This window comes from Actinomadura sediminis, from assembly GCF_042675525.1.
In the GTDB taxonomy this organism is placed as follows: Bacteria; Actinomycetota; Actinomycetes; order Streptosporangiales; family Streptosporangiaceae; genus Spirillospora; species Spirillospora sediminis.
On record NZ_JBHTJA010000080.1, the window covers coordinates 1 to 21,120 of the forward strand.

At 73.2% G+C, this 21,120-nt stretch carries 18 protein-coding genes and 1 pseudogene; 9 read left to right on the forward strand and 10 right to left on the reverse strand.

Annotation, left to right across the window (positions count from 1 at the left end; translation table 11 throughout):
• Window positions 1–239: 239 nt before the first annotated feature.
• Window positions 240–1,028, reverse strand: a complete 789-nt coding sequence (fabI, locus tag ACFQ11_RS28060; protein WP_378303964.1) for an enoyl-ACP reductase FabI — start codon at window positions 1,026–1,028, stop codon at window positions 240–242.
• A 3-nt stretch (window positions 1,029–1,031) separates the two neighbouring features.
• Window positions 1,032–1,736: a beta-ketoacyl-ACP reductase gene (locus tag ACFQ11_RS28065; RefSeq protein WP_191333321.1), complete on the reverse strand. Its 705-nt coding sequence runs from the start codon at window positions 1,734–1,736 to the stop codon at window positions 1,032–1,034.
• A 187-nt stretch (window positions 1,737–1,923) separates the two neighbouring features.
• On the opposite strand from ACFQ11_RS28065, the gene ACFQ11_RS28070 reads away from it, so the two are divergent.
• Entirely contained in the window at window positions 1,924–3,423 is a 1,500-nt protein-coding gene (locus ACFQ11_RS28070; protein ID WP_378303967.1) for a TldD/PmbA family protein, read from the forward strand.
• Window positions 3,424–3,428: 5 nt separating this feature from the next.
• Complete coding sequence (locus ACFQ11_RS28075) at window positions 3,429–4,808, forward strand: metallopeptidase TldD-related protein (RefSeq protein ID WP_378304015.1); 1,380 nt, start codon at window positions 3,429–3,431, stop codon at window positions 4,806–4,808.
• A gap of 118 nt (window positions 4,809–4,926) precedes the next feature.
• On the opposite strand, the gene ACFQ11_RS28080 is transcribed toward ACFQ11_RS28075, so the two are convergent.
• Window positions 4,927–5,139: a dodecin gene (locus ACFQ11_RS28080; RefSeq protein ID WP_378303969.1), complete on the reverse strand. Its 213-nt coding sequence runs from the start codon at window positions 5,137–5,139 to the stop codon at window positions 4,927–4,929.
• A 68-nt stretch (window positions 5,140–5,207) separates the two neighbouring features.
• Here ACFQ11_RS28080 and ACFQ11_RS28085 point away from each other — a divergent pair, with 68 nt between their 5' ends.
• From ACFQ11_RS28085 to fabG, 3 genes and pseudogenes are all read left to right on the forward strand, one after another.
• The gene (locus tag ACFQ11_RS28085) at window positions 5,208–5,540 is read left to right on the forward strand and encodes a DUF3099 domain-containing protein (RefSeq protein ID WP_378303971.1); all 333 of its coding nucleotides are present in this window, start codon (window positions 5,208–5,210) and stop codon (window positions 5,538–5,540) included.
• Window positions 5,541–6,234: 694 nt separating this feature from the next.
• Window positions 6,235–7,386: an acyl-CoA dehydrogenase family protein gene (locus tag ACFQ11_RS28090; protein WP_378303973.1), complete on the forward strand. Its 1,152-nt coding sequence runs from the start codon at window positions 6,235–6,237 to the stop codon at window positions 7,384–7,386.
• Window positions 7,387–7,399: 13 nt separating this feature from the next.
• Window positions 7,400–8,158: pseudogene (gene fabG / locus ACFQ11_RS28095) on the forward strand (3-oxoacyl-ACP reductase FabG); the annotation flags it as partial.
• Window positions 8,159–8,316: 158 nt separating this feature from the next.
• On the opposite strand, the gene ACFQ11_RS28100 reads toward fabG, so the two are convergent.
• Entirely contained in the window at window positions 8,317–9,102 is a 786-nt protein-coding gene (locus ACFQ11_RS28100) for a helical backbone metal receptor (protein ID WP_378303975.1), read from the reverse strand.
• A complete protein-coding gene (gene icmF / locus ACFQ11_RS28105; protein ID WP_378303977.1) occupies window positions 9,099–12,335 on the reverse strand; it encodes a fused isobutyryl-CoA mutase/GTPase IcmF in 3,237 nt (1,078 codons plus the stop codon). The genes ACFQ11_RS28100 and icmF overlap by 4 nt, the downstream gene beginning before the upstream one ends.
• Window positions 12,336–12,436: 101 nt before the next feature.
• Between icmF and ACFQ11_RS28110 the strand changes: the two genes are divergently transcribed.
• Window positions 12,437–12,931: a MarR family transcriptional regulator gene (locus ACFQ11_RS28110; RefSeq protein ID WP_378303979.1), complete on the forward strand. Its 495-nt coding sequence runs from the start codon at window positions 12,437–12,439 to the stop codon at window positions 12,929–12,931.
• 37 nt (window positions 12,932–12,968) lie between these two features.
• On the opposite strand, the gene ACFQ11_RS28115 is transcribed toward ACFQ11_RS28110, so the two are convergent.
• The 3 genes from ACFQ11_RS28115 to ACFQ11_RS28125 form a co-directional block, all read right to left on the reverse strand.
• Complete coding sequence (locus tag ACFQ11_RS28115; RefSeq protein WP_378303981.1) at window positions 12,969–15,374, reverse strand: ATP-binding cassette domain-containing protein; 2,406 nt, start codon at window positions 15,372–15,374, stop codon at window positions 12,969–12,971.
• Between the two features lie 259 nt (window positions 15,375–15,633).
• The gene (locus ACFQ11_RS28120) at window positions 15,634–16,044 is read right to left on the reverse strand and encodes a VOC family protein (protein ID WP_378303983.1); all 411 of its coding nucleotides are present in this window, start codon (window positions 16,042–16,044) and stop codon (window positions 15,634–15,636) included.
• A gap of 5 nt (window positions 16,045–16,049) precedes the next feature.
• Entirely contained in the window at window positions 16,050–16,499 is a 450-nt protein-coding gene (locus tag ACFQ11_RS28125; RefSeq protein ID WP_378303985.1) for a helix-turn-helix transcriptional regulator, read from the reverse strand.
• A 155-nt stretch (window positions 16,500–16,654) separates the two neighbouring features.
• On the opposite strand from ACFQ11_RS28125, the gene ACFQ11_RS28130 reads away from it, so the two are divergent.
• Together ACFQ11_RS28130 and ACFQ11_RS28135 are read left to right on the forward strand one after the other, a co-directional pair.
• Complete coding sequence (locus ACFQ11_RS28130) at window positions 16,655–17,479, forward strand: tryptophan 2,3-dioxygenase (RefSeq protein ID WP_378303987.1); 825 nt, start codon at window positions 16,655–16,657, stop codon at window positions 17,477–17,479.
• Window positions 17,469–18,782, forward strand: coding sequence for an FAD-dependent oxidoreductase (locus ACFQ11_RS28135; RefSeq protein ID WP_378303989.1), 1,314 nt, complete (start codon window positions 17,469–17,471; stop codon window positions 18,780–18,782). Before ACFQ11_RS28130 ends, ACFQ11_RS28135 begins: the two co-directional genes overlap by 11 nt.
• Here the strand turns inward: ACFQ11_RS28135 and ACFQ11_RS28140 are convergent.
• A complete protein-coding gene (locus ACFQ11_RS28140) occupies window positions 18,779–20,188 on the reverse strand; it encodes a DHA2 family efflux MFS transporter permease subunit (protein ID WP_378303991.1) in 1,410 nt (469 codons plus the stop codon). The genes ACFQ11_RS28135 and ACFQ11_RS28140 overlap by 4 nt on opposite strands.
• A 65-nt stretch (window positions 20,189–20,253) precedes the next feature.
• Between ACFQ11_RS28140 and ACFQ11_RS28145 the strand changes: the two genes are divergently transcribed.
• Window positions 20,254–20,490 (forward strand): hypothetical protein, encoded by a 237-nt coding sequence (locus ACFQ11_RS28145; protein ID WP_378303993.1) that lies wholly within the window; start codon window positions 20,254–20,256, stop codon window positions 20,488–20,490.
• Between the two features lie 87 nt (window positions 20,491–20,577).
• Here the strand turns inward: ACFQ11_RS28145 and ACFQ11_RS28150 are convergent, their stop codons facing one another.
• The gene (locus ACFQ11_RS28150; RefSeq protein WP_378303995.1) at window positions 20,578–20,877 is read right to left on the reverse strand and encodes a DUF6457 domain-containing protein; all 300 of its coding nucleotides are present in this window, start codon (window positions 20,875–20,877) and stop codon (window positions 20,578–20,580) included.
• Window positions 20,878–21,120: the final 243 nt, after the last annotated feature.

Sequence of the window (21,120 nt, forward strand, 5' to 3'; positions counted from 1 at the left end):
CGGACAAGGCCGCGTGGGTCGCCGCGGCGGCCGTCTCGGCGGCCGCCGTCGCAGCCCTCCACCTCAACGTCGCCGGGCGCGTCCTGCGCGCGCGCCACGCCCCGGCGCCCGCCCGCTATCGGAGCGGGAACCGGGACCGCGCCCGCCGCTGAACCCGCCCGACGCCCCGTCCCGGCCGGGAAACGCCGCGGGCCCGGCCCCCCAGGGCGGGGAGCCGGGCCCGGACGGACGCCCGAGGGTCAGCCGGCGACCCCGCCGATGGCGTGCAGGCCGCCGTCCACGTGGACGATCTCGCCGGTGGTGGCCGGGAACCAGTCCGACAGCAGCATCGCGCAGGCGCGGGCGGTCGGCTCGGAGTCCTTGATGTCCCAGCCGAGCGGGGCCGCCTTCGGCCACATCTCGGTCATGCCCTCGAACCCCGGGATGCTCTTGGCGGCCATCGTGCCGAGCGGCCCCGCCGCCACGAGGTTGACGCGGATGCCCTGCGGGCCGAGGTACTTGGCCAGGTAGCGGGCGCACGACTCCAGGCCCGCCTTCGCGACGCCCATCCAGTCGTAGACGGGCCACGCCTTGGTGGCGTCGAAGTCGAGGCCGACGACCGAGCCGCCGTCCTTCATCAGCGGCAGGCACGCCGTCGTCAGCGACTTCAGCGAGTACGTCGACGCGTGCACCGCCGTCGCGACGTCCTCCCACGGGGTGTCGAGGAAGTTGCCGCCGAGCGCGGTCTGCGGCGCGAACCCGATCGCGTGGACGACGCCGTCGAGCCGGTCGAAACCCGCGTCGCGCAGGTCGTCGGCGAGTCCCTCGAGCTGCTCGGCGTTGGTGACGTCCAGCTCCAGCACCGGCGGCACGTTGTCGGGGCCGGACGGGAGCCGCTTGGCGGTGCGCTGCGTGAGGCTGGGCCGCGGGTAGGCGGTCAGCACGACCTCGGCGCCCTGCTCCTGCGCGATCCGGGCGATGTGGAACCCGATCGAGGCGTCGGTGAGGACGCCGGTGACCAGGATGCGCTTGCCTTCGAGGATGCCCATGCGTCAGTGCCCCATTCCCAGGCCGCCGTCGACCGGGATCACGGCCCCGGTGATGTAGGCGGCGTCCTCGCTCGCCACGAACCGGACGGCCTTGGCGATCTCCTCCGGCCGCGCCATCCGCCCCACCGGGATCGCCGACAGGATGCCCTTCTGCTGGTCCTCGGTGAGCGCCTGCGTCATGTCGGTGTCGACGAACCCGGGCGAGACCACGTTCACCGTGATGCCGCGCGACCCCAGCTCGCGGGCCAGCGACCGCGCGAACCCGACCATGCCGGCCTTGGACGCCGCGTAGTTCGCCTGCCCCGGGGAGCCCATCAGACCCACGACCGACGACACCAGCACGATCCGCCCGGACCGCTTGCGCATCATCGCCTTCACGCCGCGCTTGGCGACGCGGAACGCGCCGGTGAGGTTGGTGTCCAGGACCGAGGTGAACGACTCCTCGCTCATGATCGCCAGGAGGGTGTCCTTGGTGATCCCCGCGTTGGCCACGACGACCTCGACCGGGCCCTGCTCCGCCTCGACCTTCCCGAACGCCGCGTCCACGTCCTCGGCGCTGGTGACGTCGCACTTGACGCCGAACAGCCCTTCCGGCGGCTCGCCCGACCGGTACGTCACGGCGACCGCGTCTCCCGCGGCGGCGAGCTCGCGGGCGATGGCCAGGCCGATGCCCCGGTTACCCCCGGTCACGAGGACAGAGCGACTCATCACGACCCTCTCGTCGACTTGTTGCGGCGCGCGGGCCGTCGTGACCCGTCGTCCGGTGATACAGCGCACCAACCTAGCGGCCCCCGCGGGGCGAGGAGATGTGCCGAACCGACAAGATCCGCCGAGGCCGGTTTGTTCGGGCGTGCTTGCGGGCCGGGGCGGCGGCCCTGGCGGTAGGTTGCCAAGGGTGCATGACATCGATCCCGCCTTCACCGCGCTGCCGCTGCGCGCGCTGGCCGACGCGGCCCTCACCCGGGCCCGCGAACTGGGCGCCGAGCACGCCGACTTCCGCCTCGAGCGCATCCGCAGCCAGACCCTCCGCCTGCACGACGCCGCCCTGGAGACCGCGCTGGACGCCGACGACGTGGGCCTGTCGGTCCGCGTCGTCAAGGACGGCACCTGGGGGTTCGCCGCCGGCATCGACCTGACGCCGGGCGGCGCCGCCCGCGTCGCCGAGCAGGCCGTCGAGGTCGCCGCCGTCGCCCGTCCCGTCAACCGCGAGCCCATCGAGCTGGCGCCCGAGCCCGTCCACGGGGAACGGACGTGGGTGTCGGCGTACGAGACCGACCCGTTCGCCGTCCCCACCGGCGACAAGGTCGCGCTGCTGACCGACTGGTCGCGGCGGCTGCTGGCCGACGACCGCGTCGACCACGTCGACGCCACGCTGCTGCAGGTCAAGGAGAACAAGTTCTTCGCCGACCTCGCCGGGACCGTCACCACCCAGCAGCGGGTGCGGCTGCACCCCGTCGTCAACGCCGTCGGCATCGCCGGCGGGGCGTTCGACACGATGCGGACGATCGCGCCGCCCGCCGGATACGGGTGGGAGTGGCTGACCGGCGCGCACTGGGACTGGGACGGCGAGCTGGCGCGCATCCCCGAGCTGCTCGCCGAGAAGCTCGCCGCGCCGTCCGTCGAGCCGGGCCGCTACGACGTCGTCGTCGACCCGTCCAACCTGTGGCTGACCATCCACGAGTCGATCGGGCACGCCACCGAGCTCGACCGGGCCCTCGGCTACGAGGCCGCCTACGCGGGCACCTCGTTCGCCACCCCCGACCTGCTCGGTGAGCTGAGGTACGGGTCGGACGTCATGAACGTGACGGGCGACCGCACCGCGGAGCACGGCCTCGCCACCATCGGGTACGACGACGAGGGCGTCGCCACGCAGTCGTTCGACATCATCTCGGGCGGCGTCCTCACCGGCTACCAGACCGACCGGCGCATCGCCCGCCTCACCGGCGCCGGCCGCTCCAACGGGTGCGCCTTCGCCGACGCCGCGTCCAGCATGCCGATCCAGCGGATGGCGAACGTGTCGCTGGCGCCCGCGCCGGACGGGCCGTCCACCGACGAGCTGATCGGCGGCGTCGAGCGCGGCGTCTACATCGTCGGCGACAAGAGCTGGTCGATCGACATGCAGCGGTACAACTTCCAGTTCACCGGGCAGCGTTTCTACCGGATCGAGAACGGCCGCCTCGCCGGGCAGCTCCGCGACGTCGCCTACCAGGCGACCACCACCGAGTTCTGGAACTCCATGGAGGCCGTCGGCGGCCCGCAGACGTACGTGCTGGGCGGCGCGTTCAACTGCGGCAAGGGCCAGCCCGGGCAGGTCGCGCCGGTCAGCCACGGCTGCCCGTCCGCGCTGTTCCGCGGCGTCAACATCCTCAACACGGTGAAGGAGGGCGGGCAGTGAGCACGATCAGGCCGCAGGACGCCGTCGAGAAGGCGCTCGAGCTGTCGCGCGCCGACGACTGCGTCGTCATCGCCGACGAGACCGGCACCGCGAACCTGCGGTGGGCCGGCAACACCCTCACCACCAACGGCGTCACCCGCTCCAGCCGCCTCACCGTCATCGCGCTGCGCGAGACCGGCGGCGGCGTCGCGGCGGGCGTCGTGTCGCGGTCGGCCGTCGGCGCCGGCGACATCGAGGACCTGGTGCGCGCCGCCGAGGCCGACGCCGCCGGGAACGCGCCCGCCGAGGACGCCGCCCCGCTCGTCGCCGCGGCGCCCGCCGGGTCCGGCGACTGGGACGCCGACCCGGCCGAGACCGGCATCGGCGTGTTCGAGCGGGTCGCGCCCGCGCTCGGCGAGTCGTTCGCCGCCGCGCAGGCCGCCGGGCGCCGGCTGTACGGGTTCGCGAACCACGTGCTGACGTCCACGTTCGTCGGGAGCTCCGCCGGGCTGCGCGCCCGCCACGATCAGCCGACCGGGCTGCTGGAGCTCAACGCCAAGGGCGAGGGCGGCTCGGCGTGGGCGGGCGTCGGCACCCGCGACTTCGCCGACGTCGACGTCGACGGCCTCGCCGCCGGGCTCGCGCGGCGCCTGGACTGGGGGAAGCGGCGCGTCGACCTGCCCGCCGGGCGCTACGAGGCGATCCTGCCGCCGAGCGCCGTCGCCGACCTCATGGTGTACCTGTACTGGTCGGCGGGCGCGCAGGACGCCGCCGACGGGCGGACGGTGTTCAGCTCGCCGGGCGGCGGCACCCGCGTCGGCGAGCGGCTGTCGAGCGTGCCGGTCACGCTGTCGAGCGACCCGGCCGCGCCGGGCATGGAGTGCGCCCCGTTCGTCGTGGCGCACGCGTCCGGCCGGGAGTCGTCGGTGTTCGACAACGGCGTCGCGCTCGGCGCCACCGACTGGATCCGCGACGGCGAGCTGACGGCGCTGACCCAGACGCGGCACTCCGCGGACCGCACCGGCCTGCCCGTCACCCCGCCGATCGACAACCTGGCGATGCGGGGGCCGGACGGCGGCGCGTCCCTGGAGGAGATGGTCGCCCGCACCGAACGGGGGCTGCTGCTGACCTGCCTGTGGTACATCCGCGAGGTCGATCCGCAGAGCCTGCTGCTGACCGGCCTCACCCGCGACGGGGTGTACCTCGTCGAGGACGGCGAGGTCGTCGGGGCGGTCAACAACTTCCGGTTCAACGAGAGCCCCGTGGACCTGCTGGGCCGGATCGCCGAGACCGGCCGGACCGAGCCGACGCTGCCGCGCGAGTGGTCGGACTACTTCACCCGCGCCGCCATGCCGGCGCTGCGGGTGCCGGACTTCAACATGTCCACGGTTTCCCAGGCGTCCTAGAGTCCCGGGCGTCCTAGGGCCCCGGGCGTCCTAGAGTCCCAGGCGTCCTCAGGGGCGCCGAGGACGGCGCGGCCGGGCCTCCGGAGTCCCGGGGCCCGGCCGTGCCGCACCGTGCGCCTCAGGCGTCCTCGAGGCGGAAACCGATCTTCATCGTGACCTGGTAGTGGGCGACGTCGCCGTCCTCGATCTGCCCGCGGACCTCCTTCACCTCGAACCAGTCCAGGTGGCGCAGGGTCTCGTTCGCGCGCTTGATGCCGTTGCGGATGGCGGCTTCCACCGACTCCGGCGAGGTGCCCACGATCTCCGTCACCCGGTAGGTGCGATCGGTCATCTCGATCCTCCCGATGTCTTGACCGTCCTACTGTCGTATGTCGGACGTCATGGGCTTACCTTGGAAACGTGAAGCTCAATCACCGCCGGGAGACCGAGCAGGTCTACACGGTCACCAACGCGCCCCGGCCGATGTCGGAGGACATCGGATACCGGCAGCGCCGCTACCTGGTGTCCATGGCGGTCCGGACGGGGTGCTTCGTCGGCGCGGTGCTCAGCGCGATCGCCGGTGCCCCGTTCTGGCTCGTGGGCCTGATGGTCGTCGGGGCGCTGTTCCTGCCCTACGTCAGCGTGATCTTCGCGAACGGCGGCCGGGAGCCGACGCCCGCCGCGCGGTTCGACGACGCCCACGGGCCCGAACAGAAGCGGATTTCCGGACAGCGACCAGAAATCGGGTCGTGACATTCTCTTGACTAACCGCGGGGGGTTTCGGTGTACGATTTGTACCGGCGCTCTGGTCCCCCGTCGGAGCGCCCGTGCCGGTGTTCCGGGCCCCCGTCGGAACACCGATGATGCGGCGCCGGGTGGATTGCCCCCGTATCCACCCGGCGCCGCTTTTCATGTCCGGGGACGCCGCCATGACCGGCCCGTGCCCCGATCTTGACGCCCGCCACGGGGCCCCGAGCGCCCCGGCACATCCCGGTCGTCCGCGCAACAGCCGTCCGTGTCCTGGTGCGGCCAGGAACCGAAACCCTCGCCGTCCGAACCTTTCCTGAACGACTCCCGTACGGCGGCGGGACGAATTGGCGGGCGCTCGTTCGGAGCGCGATCGATCCATTCCCGGACGACCCGCCCAGCGGCCGAGCGTGTTCACGCAAGAACCGGCGGCGAGGCGGCGCCGCAGCGCCGGCACCCGGGTCGTCTACCGGGCCGCCCCCTTGACGGACCGGCCTTGGTGAGACCAGCGTCACACTCGTGACCGCCGGGTCGGGCGAGCCGCTCCCCCCGTCCGCTCCTGCGCGCCCGAGCGCCCGGGGGCGGGACCGTCCGTCCACGAACGCTATAATGCCGTTCTAGAACGAAGTTCGAATACGGCCGGCGTTCCGCCGGTGACGCGTTCTCCGCCGTACCGCAGTTACCGCGAAAGGGGCACAGCGTGCGCCGCACCCTGTTCAACGAGGACCACGAAGCCTTCCGCGACACGATCCGGGCCTTCATCGAGGCCGAGGTCGCGCCCTACTACGAGGAGTGGGAGGCCGCGGGCCACCCGCCCCGCGACTTCTACAACAAGCTCGGCGAGCTGGGCGTGTTCGGCATCCAGGTGCCCGAGGAGTACGGCGGCGCCGGCGAGACCAGCTTCAAGTACCAGGCCGTCGTCTCCGAGGAGTGCGCCCGCGCCGGGGTGAGCTTCGGCGGCTACGGGGTCCACGTCAACCTCGTCCTGCCCTACCTGCTCAAGTACGCGAGCGAGGAGCAGAAGAAGCGCTGGCTGCCGCCGTTCATCTCCGGCGAGATGATGACCGCCATCGCGATGACCGAGCCGGGCACCGGCTCCGACCTCGCCGGCATCCAGACCACCGCGAAGCGCGACGGCGACCACTACGTCCTGAACGGCGCCAAGACGTTCATCACCGGCGGCGTCCTCGCCGACCGCATGCTGGTCGTCGCCCGCACCTCCCCCGCCACGCCCGAGAACCGCCGCGCCGGCCTGTCGATCCTGGTCGTCGACACCAAGAGCGAGGGCTACGCGGTCGGCCGCAAGCTGGAGAAGATCGGGCTGCGCAGCTCCGACACCGCCGAGCTGTCGTTCAGCGACGTGCGCGTCCCCGTCGAGGACCTGCTCGGCGAGGAGGGCCGCGGGTTCGAGTACCTCACCCACAACCTCGCCGAGGAGCGGCTCGGCATCGCCACCAGCTCCTACGCGTCCGCCGCCGCGGCGGTCGAGTTCGCCCGCAAGTACGTGCAGGAGCGGACGGTCTTCGGCAAGACCGTGTCGTCGTTCCAGAACACCAAGTTCGTCCTGGCCGAGTGCGCCACCGAGGTGGAGGCGGCCCGTTCCCTGATCGACCGCGCGATCGAGGCGCTGGACGCCGGGGAGCTCACCCCCGCCGACGCCGCCGTCGCCAAGCTGTTCTGCACCGAGGTGCAGCAGCGCGTCGTCGACAAGTGCCTGCAGCTGCACGGCGGCTACGGCTACATCCTGGAGTACCCGATCGCGCGCCTGTACACCGACGCCCGGGTCAGCCGCATCTACGGCGGCACCAGCGAGGTGCTGAAGACCATCATCGCCAAGGACATCCAGGTCTGACGGGAGCGCCACCATGACCGACACCACCACCGGCCCCCGCGTCGCCGTCGTCACCGGCGCGGCGCGCGGCATCGGCGCCGCCGTCGCGGTCCGCCTCGCCCGCGAGGGCTTCGCCGTCGCGGTCTGCGACCTCGACGAGGCCGCCTGCGCGGGCACCGTCGCGGCGATCGGCGAGAACGGCGGGACGGCCCTCGCCGTGGGCGTCGACGTCGCCGACTCCGCCGGCGTCGCGGCCGCCGTCGCGCGGATCGCGGCCGAGCTGGGCCCGCCCGTGGTCCTGGTGAACAACGCCGGCATCACCCGCGACAACCTGCTGTTCAAGATGACCGACGACGACTGGGACTCGGTCATGAACGTGCACCTGCGGGGCTCGTTCCTGATGAGCCGCGCCGCGCAGGAGCACATGACGAAGGCGGGCTGGGGCCGCATCGTGAACCTGTCGTCGGTGTCGGCGCTCGGCAACCGCGGGCAGGCGAACTACTCGGCGGCCAAGGCGGGCCTGCAGGGGTTCACCAAGACCCTCGCGCTCGAGCTCGGCAGGTTCGGGGTGACCGCGAACGCGATCGCGCCGGGCTTCATCGAGACCGAGATGACCGCCGCGACCGCCGCCCGCATCGGCGTCGACTTCGAGGACTTCAAGGCCGCGGCGGCCAAGGAGATCCCGGTGCGCCGCGTCGGCCGCCCGGAGGACATCGCCGGGACGGTCGCGTTCCTCGTGAGCGACGACGCCTCGTTCGTCTCCGGGCAGGTCCTCTACGTGGCGGGCGGCCCCCGGGCCTGGCCCGCCCGGCGAGCCCGCCGGTCCGGCGCCCCGGCCGCCCGTGCGGCCGGGGCGCGCGGCGTCTCGGCGGGACGGCCGCGCCTCGCCCGGCGACGGCTTCGCGCCCGGCGCACGCACCGGCCGGGCCGCGGGGGGTGCCGCCGGCTCCCTCAGCGGCCCAGCCGCTCCGCCAGGACGCGCGGCGCGTCGACGAGCGACGGCCCGTACCAGGTGAGGTGCCGGCCGTCCACGAGGACGCAGTCGAGGCCGGGGAACGCCTCCGGACCGTCGTCGGCGGTGAACCGGTACGGCTCGTCCGGCAGGACGACGAGGTCCGCCCCGGACGCGTTCAGCTCCCCGATCGGGATCTTCGGGTACCGCTCCGGGTGGTCCGCGTAGACGTTCGCGACGCCGAGGCGCGCGAGGACGTCGCCGGTGAAGGTGTCGCGCCCGACGACCATCCACGGGCGCCGCCAGATCGGGACCACGGCGGCGCGGGCCGGGCCGGGCGGCGCGGCGGCCGCCCACGCGCGTCCGGCGTCGTCCAGCCAGGCCGGGACGGGGACGCGGCACGCCTCGGCCAGCATGCGGCGCAGCGAGGCGAGCGCCTCCTCGACGGTCCGGATCCGCGTCATCCACACCGGGACCCCGGCGGCGCGCAGGGCGTCCACGTCGGCGGGCCGGTTCTCCTCGGTGTTGCCGACGACGACGTCCGGGCGCAGCGCCACGATCCGGTCCACGTCGGGGTTCTTGGTGCCGCGGACGCGCGGGACGTCCAGGTCCGCGGGGTGCGTGCACCAGTCGGTGGCGCCCGCGAGCAGGCCGGGCGCGGTCGCCGCGACCGTCTCGGTGAGGGACGGGACGATCGACACGACGCGGCGCACCCGGTCCGGGACGGGGACCGGGTGGCCGGTGTCGTCGCGCGGAACGCCGCCGTCCGTGGCCGGCACGCTCATACGTTGCGGCGGTACTGGCCGCCGACCTCGAAGAACGCGTCGGTGATCTGCTGCAGTGTGCAGACCCGCGCCGCGTCCATCAGGACGGCGAACACGTTCGCGCCGGAGCGGGCGGCGTCCTGCAGGGCGGCGAGGGCCGCGGCGGCCTCGTCTCGGTGCGCCGCCCGGTGGGCGCGGACCCGCTGGAGCTGCGAGCGCTTCTCCTCCTCGGTGGCGCGGGCGAGCTCGATCGTGTCGGGCGTCCCGTCGCCGCCGTCCGGGGCGCGGAACGTGTTGACGCCGATGATCGGCAGGGACCCGTCGTGCTTGCGGTGCTCGTACAGGATCGACTCGTCCTGGATGCGGCCGCGCTGGTAGCCGGTCTCCATCGCGCCGAGGACGCCGCCGCGCTCGCTGATCCGGTCGAACTCCGTCAGCACCGCCTCCTCGACGAGGTCGGTCAGCTCGTCGATGATGAACGAGCCCTGCAGCGGGTTCTCGTTCATCGCCAGGCCCCACTCCCGGTTGATGATCATCTGGATGGCCAGGGCGCGGCGGACGGACTCGGCGGTGGGCGTCGTGACGGCCTCGTCGTAGGCGTTGGTGTGCAGGCTGTTGCAGTTGTCGTAGACGGCGATGAGCGCCTGCAGGGTGGTGCGGATGTCGTTGAAGTGCATTTCCTGGGCGTGCAGGGAGCGCCCGGACGTCTGCACGTGGTACTTGAGCTTCTGACTGCGCTCATTGGCGCCGTACCGGTCGCGCATGGCCACCGCCCAGATGCGGCGGGCGACGCGGCCGAGGACGCTGTACTCGGGGTCCATTCCGTTGGAGAAGAAGAACGACAGGTTGGGTGCGAAGTCGTCGATGTCCATGCCGCGCGCCAGATAGGTCTCGACGTAGGTGAACCCGTTGGCGAGCGTGAACGCGAGCTGGCTGATGGGGTTCGCGCCGGCCTCGGCGATGTGGTAGCCGGAGATCGACACCGAGTAGAAGTTGCGGACCTTGTTGGCGATGAACCATTCCTGGATGTCGCCCATCATCCGCAGGGAGAACTCGGTGGAGAAGATGCAGGTGTTCTGCCCCTGGTCCTCCTTGAGGATGTCGGCCTGCACGGTGCCGCGGACGGTCGACAGGACGCGCGCGCGGATCTCCGCGGCCTCCTCGGGCGACGGTTCGCGGCCCTCCTCCTCGTAGAACCGGTCGAGGCCCTGGTCGATGGCGGTGTTGAGGAAGAACGCGAGGATCGTCGGCGCCGGGCCGTTGATCGTCATCGACACCGAGGTGGTGGGCGAGGACAGGTCGAACCCGTCGTAGAGCGCCTTCATGTCGTCCAGCGTCGCGATCGACACACCGGACGTGCCCACCTTGCCGTACACGTCGGGACGCTCGTCGGGGTCGCGCCCGTAGAGGGTGACGGAGTCGAACGCGGTGGACAGCCGCGTCGCGGGCTGCCCCTCCGACAGGAGCTTGAAGCGGCGGTTGGTGCGGAACGGGTCGCCCTCCCCGGCGAACATCCGGGCCGGGTCCTCGTTGTCGCGCTTGAAGGGGAACACCCCGGCGGTGAACGGGAACTTCCCGGGGAGGTTCTCGTTGCGCAGGAAGCGCAGCAGCTCGCCGTGGTCGGTGAAGCGGGGCAGGGCGACGCGCGGGATGCGGCTGCCCGACAGGGACTCGCGGGTCAGCGGCGTGCGCAGCTCCTTGTCGCGGATCCGCACGACCTGCTCGTCCCCGGAGTAGGACTCCACGACCGATGGCCACTGCTCGAGCAGCTCGGCGTCGCGGGGGTCGACGTCCCGGCGGGCGTCCTCGAGCAGCCTCTCGACCTCGGTGGCGTCGGTGAGCTCGGCGCGGACCTCCTCGAGCCGCTGCACCCGCCGGACGGCCGCCGTCTGCCGCTCGGTGTCGGCGTGGTAGCCGCGGACGGTGTCGGCGATGTCCGACAGGTACCGGACGCGGTTCGGCGGGATGATCGTCGCGGCGCCGGTCGAGACCTTCGTGTCGACCCTCGGCAGCACACCGTCCGCGGCCGGCAGGCCGTGCTCGGCGAGGAGACCGCCGAGGTGCTGGTAGAGGGCGGTCACGCCGTCGTCGTCGAACGTGGCGGCGCTGGTGCCGAACACCGGCATGTCCTCGGGGCGGCTGCCGAACGCCTCCCGGTTGCGGACGAGCTGCCGCGACACGTCGCGCAGCGCGTCCCGCGCCCCGCGCCGCTCGAACTTGTTGATCGCGACGACGTCGGCGAAGTCGAGCATGTCGATCTTCTCGAGCTGGGACGCGGCGCCGAACTCGGGCGTCATCACGTACAGCGAGGTGTCGACGAGCGGGACGATCGCGGCGTCGCCCTGCCCGATGCCGGGCGTCTCGAGGATCACCAGGTCGTGGCCGGCCGCCTTGCAGGCGGTGATCGCGTCCGCGATGCCGTCGGGCAGTTCGCGGGCGCCCCGGGTGGCCAGCGACCGGAAGAACACGCGGTCGCCGTCCAGGGAGTTCATCCGGATGCGGTCGCCGAGCAGGGCGCCGCCGCCGCGGCGCCGCGTCGGGTCCACGGCCAGGACGGCGATGCGGAGCCCGTCGCGCCGGTCGACGCGGAACCGCCGCACCAGCTCGTCGGTGAGCGAGGACTTGCCGGACCCGCCGGTGCCGGTGATGCCGAGGACCGGGACGGCCCGGGCCGCCGCGGCGTCGGCGAGCGCGTCGCGGTCGGCGTCCGGGAGCCGCCCGGCCTGCAGGCACGTGATCGTCCGGGCGAGGGCCCGCCGGTCCCCCGCGATGACGGCGTCCGCGGGCGCGGGCTCGGCGGCGAGGTCGACGTCGCAGTCGCGGACCAGCTCGTTGATCATGCCGGGGAGGCCGAGGCGCTGCCCGTCCTCCGGGGAGAAGATGCGCACGTCCGAGGCCGCCAGCCGGGCGATCTCCTCGTGCACGATGACGCCCCCGCCGCCGCCGAACACCTTGACCTGCTCGGCGCCGGCCTCCTTGAGGCTGCGGGAGAGGAACTCGAAGTACTCGACGTGCCCGCCCTGGTAGGAGCTGATCGCGACGCCCTGGGCGTCCTCCTCCAGCACGGCGTCGACGACCTCGCGCACGGACCTGTCGTGCCCCAGGTGCACCACCTCCGCGCCCTGGGACTGCAGGATGCGCCGCATGATGTTGATGGCCGCGTCGTGCCCGTCGAACAGCGCCGCGGCCGTCACGAACCGCACCGGATGCACCGGAGCGTGCAGTTCACCGGAGGAACCCGTCACCGTCTCCACCCCCGCCCCTCGGGCCCGCCCTTGGACCCTTGGACTTCCAATATTTGGAAGCTAAAATAGTTTCCGTGCGCGAATCGGTCAAGACCACATACGGTGGTGCGATGCCCGCCCCCGACCCCATCGCCGAGGCCCACCGCCAGTGGAGCGCCCGCTGGCCCGAGCACGCCGACCACATGGCGGCCGTCACCTCGGTGATGCGCGCCCAGCAGCTCCTGCTGAGCCGCATCGAGGCCGTCCTCAAGCCGTACGGCCTCACGTTCGCCGCCTACGAGGCGCTGCGCCTGCTGGCGTTCGCCCGCTCCGGCACCCTCCCGATGGGCAAGATGGGGACCCGGCTCATGGTCCACCCCGCCTCCGTCACCAACGTGATCGGACGGCTGGAGGGGCGCGGGCTCGTCGGCCGCGCCCCCTCCCCCGACGACCGCCGCGTCGTGCTCGCGACCATCACCCCCGCGGGCCGCGAGCTCGCCGAGGAGGCGACGGCCGCGCTGAACGCGTCCGGGTTCGGCATCGCCGAGCTGCCCGCCGAAGGGGCCGCCGCCATCCGCGCCGCCCTGCACCCCGTCCGCCGCGTCACCGGCGACGTCGAGGACTGACCGCCGCCCGCGCCGGCCGGCGCGGGCGGAACGCGGGTCAGGCGCCGACGTAGGCCGCGAGGTGCTCGCCGGTGAGGGTGGAGCGGGCGGCGACGAGGTCGGCCGGGGTGCCCTCGAACACGACCCGCCCGCCGTCGTGCCCGGCGCCGGGACCGAGGTCGATGATCCAGTCGGCGTGCGCCATCACGGCCTGGTGGTGCTCGACGACGATGACCGACTTGCCGGCGTCGACGAGCCGGTCGAGCAGGCCGAGCAGCTGCTCGACGTCGGCGAGGTGCAGGCCGGAGGTCGGCTCGTCGAGGACGTAGACGCCGCCCTTCTCGCCCATGTGGACGGCGAGCTTCAGCCGCTGCCGCTCGCCGCCGGACAGCGTGGTGAGCGGCTGCCCGAGGGTGAGGTAGCCGAGCCCGACGTCGGCGAGCCGCCGCAGGATCTTGTGGGCCGCCGGGATCCGCCCGTCCCCGGCGCCGAAGAACTCCTCGGCCTCGGTCACCGACATCCCGAGCACCTCGGAGATGTCGCGGCCGCCGAACCGGTAGTCCAGGACCGCCGCCGCGAAGCGGCGTCCCTCGCACACGTCGCAGACCGTGGCGACCCCCGCCATCATCCCCAGGTCGGTGTAGACGACGCCCGCGCCCTTGCACTCGGGGCACGCGCCCTCGGAGTTCGCGCTGAACAGCGCGGGCTTCACGCCGTTGGCCTTCGCGAACGCCTTGCGGATCGGGTCGAGCAGCCCGGTGTAGGTCGCCGGGTTGCTCCGCCGCGACCCCTTGATCGCGCTCTGGTCGACCGACACCACGCCCGCGCCCGCGGGGATCGACCCGTGCACCAGCGAGCTCTTGCCCGACCCGGCGACGCCGGTCACGACGGTGAGCACCCCGAGGGGGATGTCGACGTCGACGTCCTGCAGGTTGTGGGCGTTCGCGCCGCGGATCTCCAGCGCGCCGGTCGGCTTGCGCACCGTCTCCTTCAGCCGGGCCCGGTCGTCGAAGTGGCGGCCGGTCACGGTGCCGCCCGCCCGCAGCCCCTCGACGGTGCCCTCGAAGCAGACGGTGCCGCCCGCCGTGCCCGCGCCGGGTCCGAGGTCGACGATGTGGTCGGCGATGACGATCGTCTCCGGCTTGTGCTCCACGACGAGCACGGTGTTGCCCTTGTCGCGCAGCCGCAGCAGCAGGTCGTTCATCCGCTGGATGTCGTGCGGGTGCAGGCCGATGGTGGGCTCGTCGAAGACGTAGGTCACGTCGGTGAGGGACGACCCGAGGTGGCGGATCATCTTGGTGCGCTGCGCCTCACCGCCCGACAGGGTGCCCGCCGGCCGCTCCAGCGACAGGTAGCCGAGCCCGATCTGGACGAACGAGTCGAGCGTCCCCTGCAGCGCGGTCAGCAGCGGCGCCACCGACGGCTCGTCGAGGCCGCGGACCCATTCGGCGAGATCGCTGATCTGCATCGCGCACGCGTCGGCGATGCTGATCCCCTTGATCTTCGACGACCGGGCCGCCTCGGTGAGCCGGGTGCCGCCGCACTCCGGGCAGGCGGTGAACGTGACCGCCCGGTCCACGAACGCGCGGATGTGCGGCTGCATCGCCTCCCGGTCCTTGGACAGGAACGACTTCTGGATCTTCGGGACGAGCCCCTCGTAGGTGAGGTTGACGCCCTCGACCTTCACCTTGATCGGCTCGTGGTAGAGGAAGTCCCGCATCTCCTTCTCGGTGAACTCCCGGATCGGCTTGTCCGGGTCGAGCAGCCCCGACTCGGCGTAGGTCCGCACCGTCCAGAAGCTGTCCGACTTCCAGCCGGGGATGGTGAAGGCCCCCTCGGAGATCGACTTGGAGTCGTCGTAGAGCTGGGCGAGGTCGATGTCGGACACGCTGCCCCGCCCCTCGCAGCGGGTGCACATGCCGCCGGTGCGGGAGAAGGTCGCCTTCACGGCCTTGCTGCCGTCGCCGCGCTCGACCGTGATCGCGCCGCTCGCCCGGACCGACGGCACGTTGAACGCGAACGCGGCGGGCGGGCCGATGTTCGGCTCGCCGAGCCGGCTGAACAGGATGCGCAGCATCGCGTTGGCGTCGGTGGCGGTGCCGACCGTGGACCGGGGGTCGGCGCCCATCCGCTCCTGGTCGACGATGATCGCGGTCGTCAGCCCGTCGAGCACGTCGACCTCGGGCCGCGCCGGCGTCGGCATGAAGCCCTGCACGAAGGCGCTGTAGGTCTCGTTGATCAGCCGCTGCGACTCCGCGGCGATCGTGCCGAACACCAGCGAGCTCTTGCCCGAGCCGGAGACGCCCGTGAACACCGTCAGCCGGCGCTTCGGGATCTCGACGGTGACGTCCTTGAGGTTGTTCACACGCGCGCCGTGCACGCGGATCATGTCGTGGCTGTCGGCGGCGTGCGACGCGGCGGACCCCGCGTCCGGCCGCGCGTCCGGCCTCTGGGCCATGGTCATCGTGTCTCCGTAGTGTCGGGCGGGGCCGCCGTCGCGGCCCCCGTCTGCGTCGCCTCGTCCCGGCCCGCCTCATCGGCGCGGTCGCGGCGACGGCCATTGTCCACCTGATCGGCGGCCCGCGGTCCCGGGCCCGCCCGCGCACGCGCGGAGGCACCGGCCGTCCGCGTCCTCTCGGTGGACGGCCGGTGCGCGGCGGCGACGACGCGGCCGGGCCGCGGGGCACGGGCCGGCGCTCACCCGGCCGCGGCGGCCGGAGCGCTCACTTCGACTCCTGGATGCGGACCATGTTGCCCGCCGGGTCGCGGAAGGCGCAGTCGCGGACGCCGTAGGGCTGGTCCGTCGGCTCCTGGACGACCTCGGCGTCGACCCCCTGCAGCCGGTCGAAGACGCCGTCGAGGTCGGGGGTCGCCAGCACGACGCTCGCGAACGTGCCCTTGGCCATCATCTCGGCGATCATCCGGCGCTCGTCGTCGGTGACGCCGGGGTCGGCGGCCGGCGGGTACAGCACGATCGACGTGCCCGGCCGCCCGGGCGGGCCGACCGTGATCCACCGCATCCCCTCGTAGCCGACGTCCTTGCGGACCTCGAACCCGAGGGCGTCGCGGTAGAACGCCAGCGCCGCGTCCGGGTCGTCGTGCGGAAGGAAGCTCGCGTGAATGGTGATGTCCATGACCGTCACGCTATGCGCGCCCGGCGCGGCGGCGCTTCTCGATTCCTGACCGGTCTCGTCACCTGCTTGGCCACGCACGACGGCATCCCCGCCGTCGCCTCCGCGGCGCGGGCCCGGTAGACCCTCGGCGGCACCCCGACCAGCTCGGTGAAACGGGTGCTGAAGGTGCCGAGCGACGAGCAGCCCACCGCGAAGCAGACGTCGGTGACGCTGAGGTCGCCCCGGCGCAGCAGCGCCATCGCGCGCTCGATGCGCCGTGTCATCAGGTAGCTGTACGGCGACTCGCCGTAGGCCCGCCGGAACCGGCGGCTGAGGTGCCCGGCCGACATGTTCACCCCGCGCGCGAGGGCGTCGACGTCCAGCGGCTGCGCGTACTCCCGGTCGATCCGGTCGCGGACGCGGCGCAGCAGCGCGAGGTCGCGCAGGTGCTGGTCGCCGGAGGACTTGCTGGTCACAGGACGATCCTGCCACAGGGGACCGACACGAAACCCGACCGCGGGCACCACGTCCGGGCGGTATGCCGGGTATGTGGGTTTTACCGGGGTGCCGGGCACCGATGGGCGTTCCCATATGCTGCGGGTCACATCCGTGGAGTCGCAAGGAGGCGGTGATGGCGGATTCGCCGACGATGACGTACGGCGGTTACCTGCGGCTGGACCGGCTGCTGTCGTGCCAGGAGCCGAAGACCGACGCGCACGACGAGCTGCTGTTCGTGATCATCCACCAGGTGTACGAGCTGTGGTTCAAGCAGATCCTGCACGAGGCCGCGCTGCTGCAGCGCCGCCTGGAGGACGGGAACAGCGCGGGCTCCCTGCACACCGCGCGCCGGATCGCCAAGATCCTCAAGACCGTGGTCGGGCAGCTGGACGTGCTGGAGACGATGACGCCCCGGCAGTTCGCCGCGTTCCGCGGCGAGCTCGGCAGCTCCAGCGGCTTCCAGAGCGACCAGTTCCGCGAACTCGAGGCGGTGCTCGGGCGGCGCTCGTTCCCCGCCTCGGACCTGCGCGGGGACGAGCGGCTGCGCGCGGCGGCGTCCCGCCCGTCGCTGCTGGACTCGCTGCTTCGCTACCTCGCCGGGCGCGGGTACGCGATCCCGGTGGCGGCGCTCGAGCGGGACTTCGCCGAGCCCTGGGAGCCCGACCCGGGGGTGCAGCGCGCGCTCCTGGCGGTGTACGCGGACGAGAGCGGCCCCGCCGCCGAGGTCTGCGAGGCGCTCGTCGACGTGGACGAGGGCGTCCAGGAGTGGCGGTACCGGCACCTGAAGATGGTGGAGCGGACGATCGGCGCGAAGGTCGGCACGGGCGGTTCGGCGGGCGCCGACTACCTGCGCTCCACGCTGTTCGCGCCCGCGTTCCCCGACCTGTGGGAGGTCCGGTCGCAGACGGAACCGGCGGAGGACGCGGAGCCGGCGGGGGAAGCGTCGCATGACGGCTGACGGGGACCGGGTCGCGATCGTCGGCGCCGGGCTGGCGGGGTGCCTGCTGGCGGTGCTGCTGGGACGGCGCGGAATCCCGGTGACGGTGTACGAGCGGCGCCCCGACCCGCGCGTCGCGGGCGCCGAGCGGGGCCGGTCCATCAACCTGGCGATCTCGGCGCGCGGTCTCGCGGCGCTGGAGCAGGTGGGGCTGCGCGAGCGGGCGCTCCGGCGGGCGCTGCCCATGCACGGGCGCATGGTGCATCCGAAGGGCGGCGAGCCGAACTTCCAGCCGTACAGCGCGGACCGCGCGCGGGCCATCAACTCCATCGGCCGGGCCGAGCTGAACCGGTTCCTGCTCGACACGGCCGAGGCGACCCCCGGGGTGAGGCTGCGGTTCGGCGAGCGCGTCACCGGCGTGGACGCCGAGGCGGGCGCGGTGCTGCTCGAGGACGCCGCCCCGGAGCCGGCGGGCGTCGTCCTGGCCGGGGACGGCGCGTTCAGCGCGGTGCGGCGGTCGCTGCGGCTCGAGCACGACGACGCGGACTTCCTCGAGCACGCCTACAAGGAGCTGACCGTCCCGCCGCGGAACGGGGACTTCGCGCTCGACCCGGACGCGCTGCACATCTGGCCGCGCGGGACGTCCATGATGATCGCGCTGCCGAACCTCGACCGGTCGTTCACCTGCACGCTGTTCTGGCCGCGGAGCGACTTCGCCGCGCTGCGGAGCCCCCGCGAGATCACCGCGTACTTCGCCGAGCACTATCCGGACGTCGCGGGCCTGATGCCCGGCCTGGTGGACGACTACGAGCGGAACCCGGTCGGGTCGCTGGTGACCGTCCGGTGCGAACCGTGGGTCCGGCGGGGCGCCGGGGCGGCCGTGGCGCTGCTCGGGGACGCCGCGCACGCGATCGTCCCGTTCTTCGGGCAGGGCGCCAACTGCGCGTTCGAGGACTGCATCGAGATCGACCGGTGCCTGGACGAGACCGGCGGCGACTGGGCGCGTGCGCTGACCCTTTACCAGGAGCGGCGCAAGCCCAACACCGACGCGATCGCCGAGATGGCCCTCGACAACTTCGTCGAGATGCGGGACCGGGTCTCGTCGCCGGTCTACCGGGCGAAGCAGGCGGCGCAGCACGCGCTGGAACGGCGGCTGGCGGGCCGCTACGTGTCCCGCTACGAGCTGGTGTCGTTCTCGACGATGCCGTACGCGCGGATCCCCGCCCGGATCAGGCGGCAGAACCTGGCCCTCGGCGGCGCCGTGCTCGGCGCGGGCGCCGCCCTCGGCCTGGCCCTGCGCGCCGCCCTGCGGGCGAGGCGTTAACCGGCCCGCGCGCGGCGGCGGGAGCCGGTCACGTCGGCGACCGCCGCCGCCAGCGCCGCGAGCACGAACATCAGGATGACGATGAGGCCGTGCCGGAACGCCGCGGCCCAGTCGCCCGACCCGGCGACCGTCTCGAAGAACACCGACCCGACCCACGCGATCCCGGCGGCGGTGCCGACGCGCTGCCCGGTCTGCAGGACGCCCGCGGCGCTGCCGCCCTCGGCGTGGTGCACCTCCGACAGCGTGATCGTCTGGTTCGGCGCGATGACCAGGCCGCTGCCGAACCCGGCGACGAGCAGCGGCAGCGCGGTCGCCCAGCCCGCGTTCGCCCCCGGCACCAGTTCCACGGCGAGCCACGCCGCCGCGAGCCCGCCCGCGACCACGCCGAGCCCGGCGGCGACGAGCGGGCGGCCGAACCGGCCGACGACCCGCCCGCCGATGATGGCCGCGACCCCCGACCCGACGGAGAACGGTGCGATGGCCAGGCCCGCCCCGAGGGCGCTGTAGCCCAGCCCGTTCTGCAGGTACAGCGTGAAGATGAAGAAGATCGCGGTGAACCCCGCGAAGTACAGCAGCGCGATCGTCGAGCCCAGCGCGTACGAGCGGCGCCGGAACAGCGCCAGGTCGACCATCGGAGAGGGGGCGCGGCGCTCCCAGAGCACGAACAGCGCGATCAGCACCGCCGCCGCGGGGATCAGCAGCCACTTGACGGAGCTCTGCCACTGCTGGTGCTGGACGAACGGCAGCAGCACGCACAGGACGCCCGCGCCCAGCAGCAGCACGCCGAGCGGGTCCAGCCCCTGCCGGGCGCCGTAGACCGGTGCGGGCAGCAGCCACCGCGCGAGGAAGAGCGCCGCCACGCCCACCGGCACGTTGACGTAGAACACCCACCGCCAGCCGTCGTCCGGCCCGGCCAGCGCGATGAGGCCGCCGCCCAGCAGCGGCCCGGTCGCCGTCGCGAGCCCGATGACGGCGCCGAGCGCGCCGAACGCCCGGCCCCGCTCGGCGCCCCGGAACAACTGCTGGATGAGGCCCGCCACCTGCGGGTTCAGGATGCCGCCCGCGACGCCCTGCACGAGCCTCGCGACGATCAGCCACAGGCCGTCCGGCGCCGCGCCGGCGAGCGCGCTCGCCACGGTGAACAGCGCCAGCCCGAACATGAACACGGCGCGGCGGCTGCGGGCGTCGCCGAGCCGTCCCGCGGGGACGAGCGCGAGCCCGAACGTCAGCGCGTAACCGGACACGATCCACTGCAGCCCGGCCTCGCTGGTGTGCAGCCCGTCCCGGATGGTGGGCAGCGCCACGTTCACGATGCTGACGTCGAGCAGCGTCATGAAGGCCGCGACGAGGCACACGGCGAGCGCATGCCAGCGCCGGTCCGTCCCGGCGGCGCGGTCGGAGTGCACGGGCCGGTCCTTTCCGGAGATCACCGGGCCAAACGCGGCGCCGCCGGGTGTGCCACGCTGGTCCGGTGACCGAATCGACCTCCGATCCCCGCACCGACGACCTGCTGTGCTCCGCCAAGGGCTGCCGCGCCGACGCGGTGTGGGCGCTGCGCTGGAACAACCCGAAGATCCACACGCCGGACCGGCGGAAGATCTGGCTGGCCTGCGACGAGCACCGCGCGAGCCTGTCGGCCTTCCTCGACCGCCGCGACTTCCTCAAGGACGTGGTGCCGGTCGCCGAACGCGACGAGCCCGGCGTCTGACGGGCTCGCCCGCGGGGCGCCCGCCGCGGCGGCGTCCGCGCGACGGCCGGGACGCCTCCGCGAGAGCGGGCCCGTCCGGCCCCGGCGTCAGGCTTCGTCGAGGACCGGTTCGGCCGCCGGCGGCGGCACGTCGTCCGGTGCGGGCCCCGGCTCCGCGTCGCCGCCCCAGCCCTCCGCGAGCTCGGTGAGCCGCGCCGCGGCGTCCCGGGCGGGCGCGCCGCGCCCGACCGCCAGCCCCAGCAGGTAGGCGGTCAGCGGCGCACCGGGACGCGCGACGCCGTGCGCGACGTCGCGGGCGAGATCGAGCACCAGGTCGCGGTCGATGTCGCCGCGGTCCAAGCCCAGTTCGCGGCACGCCGCGCCGATCCAGTCCTCGAGCACGGACATGGGTCCCCCCTTCGCGGACACCAAGCGATTCCGACTGGATGCCCACTCTCGCACGATCCACCCCACCGCCCCGGACCGGGCCCTCCGTGCGCGCCCCGATGACGCGGCCCGAACGCACGGACCGAACGACGCGATCGGGCCGCACGGCCCCGTCACGCGCCCCGGTCGCCGGAGGCCGACCACACGGGCCGGGCCGCACGGGCCAGGCCCGTGTGACCAGGCGGCACGGGCCCGGTCGCACGG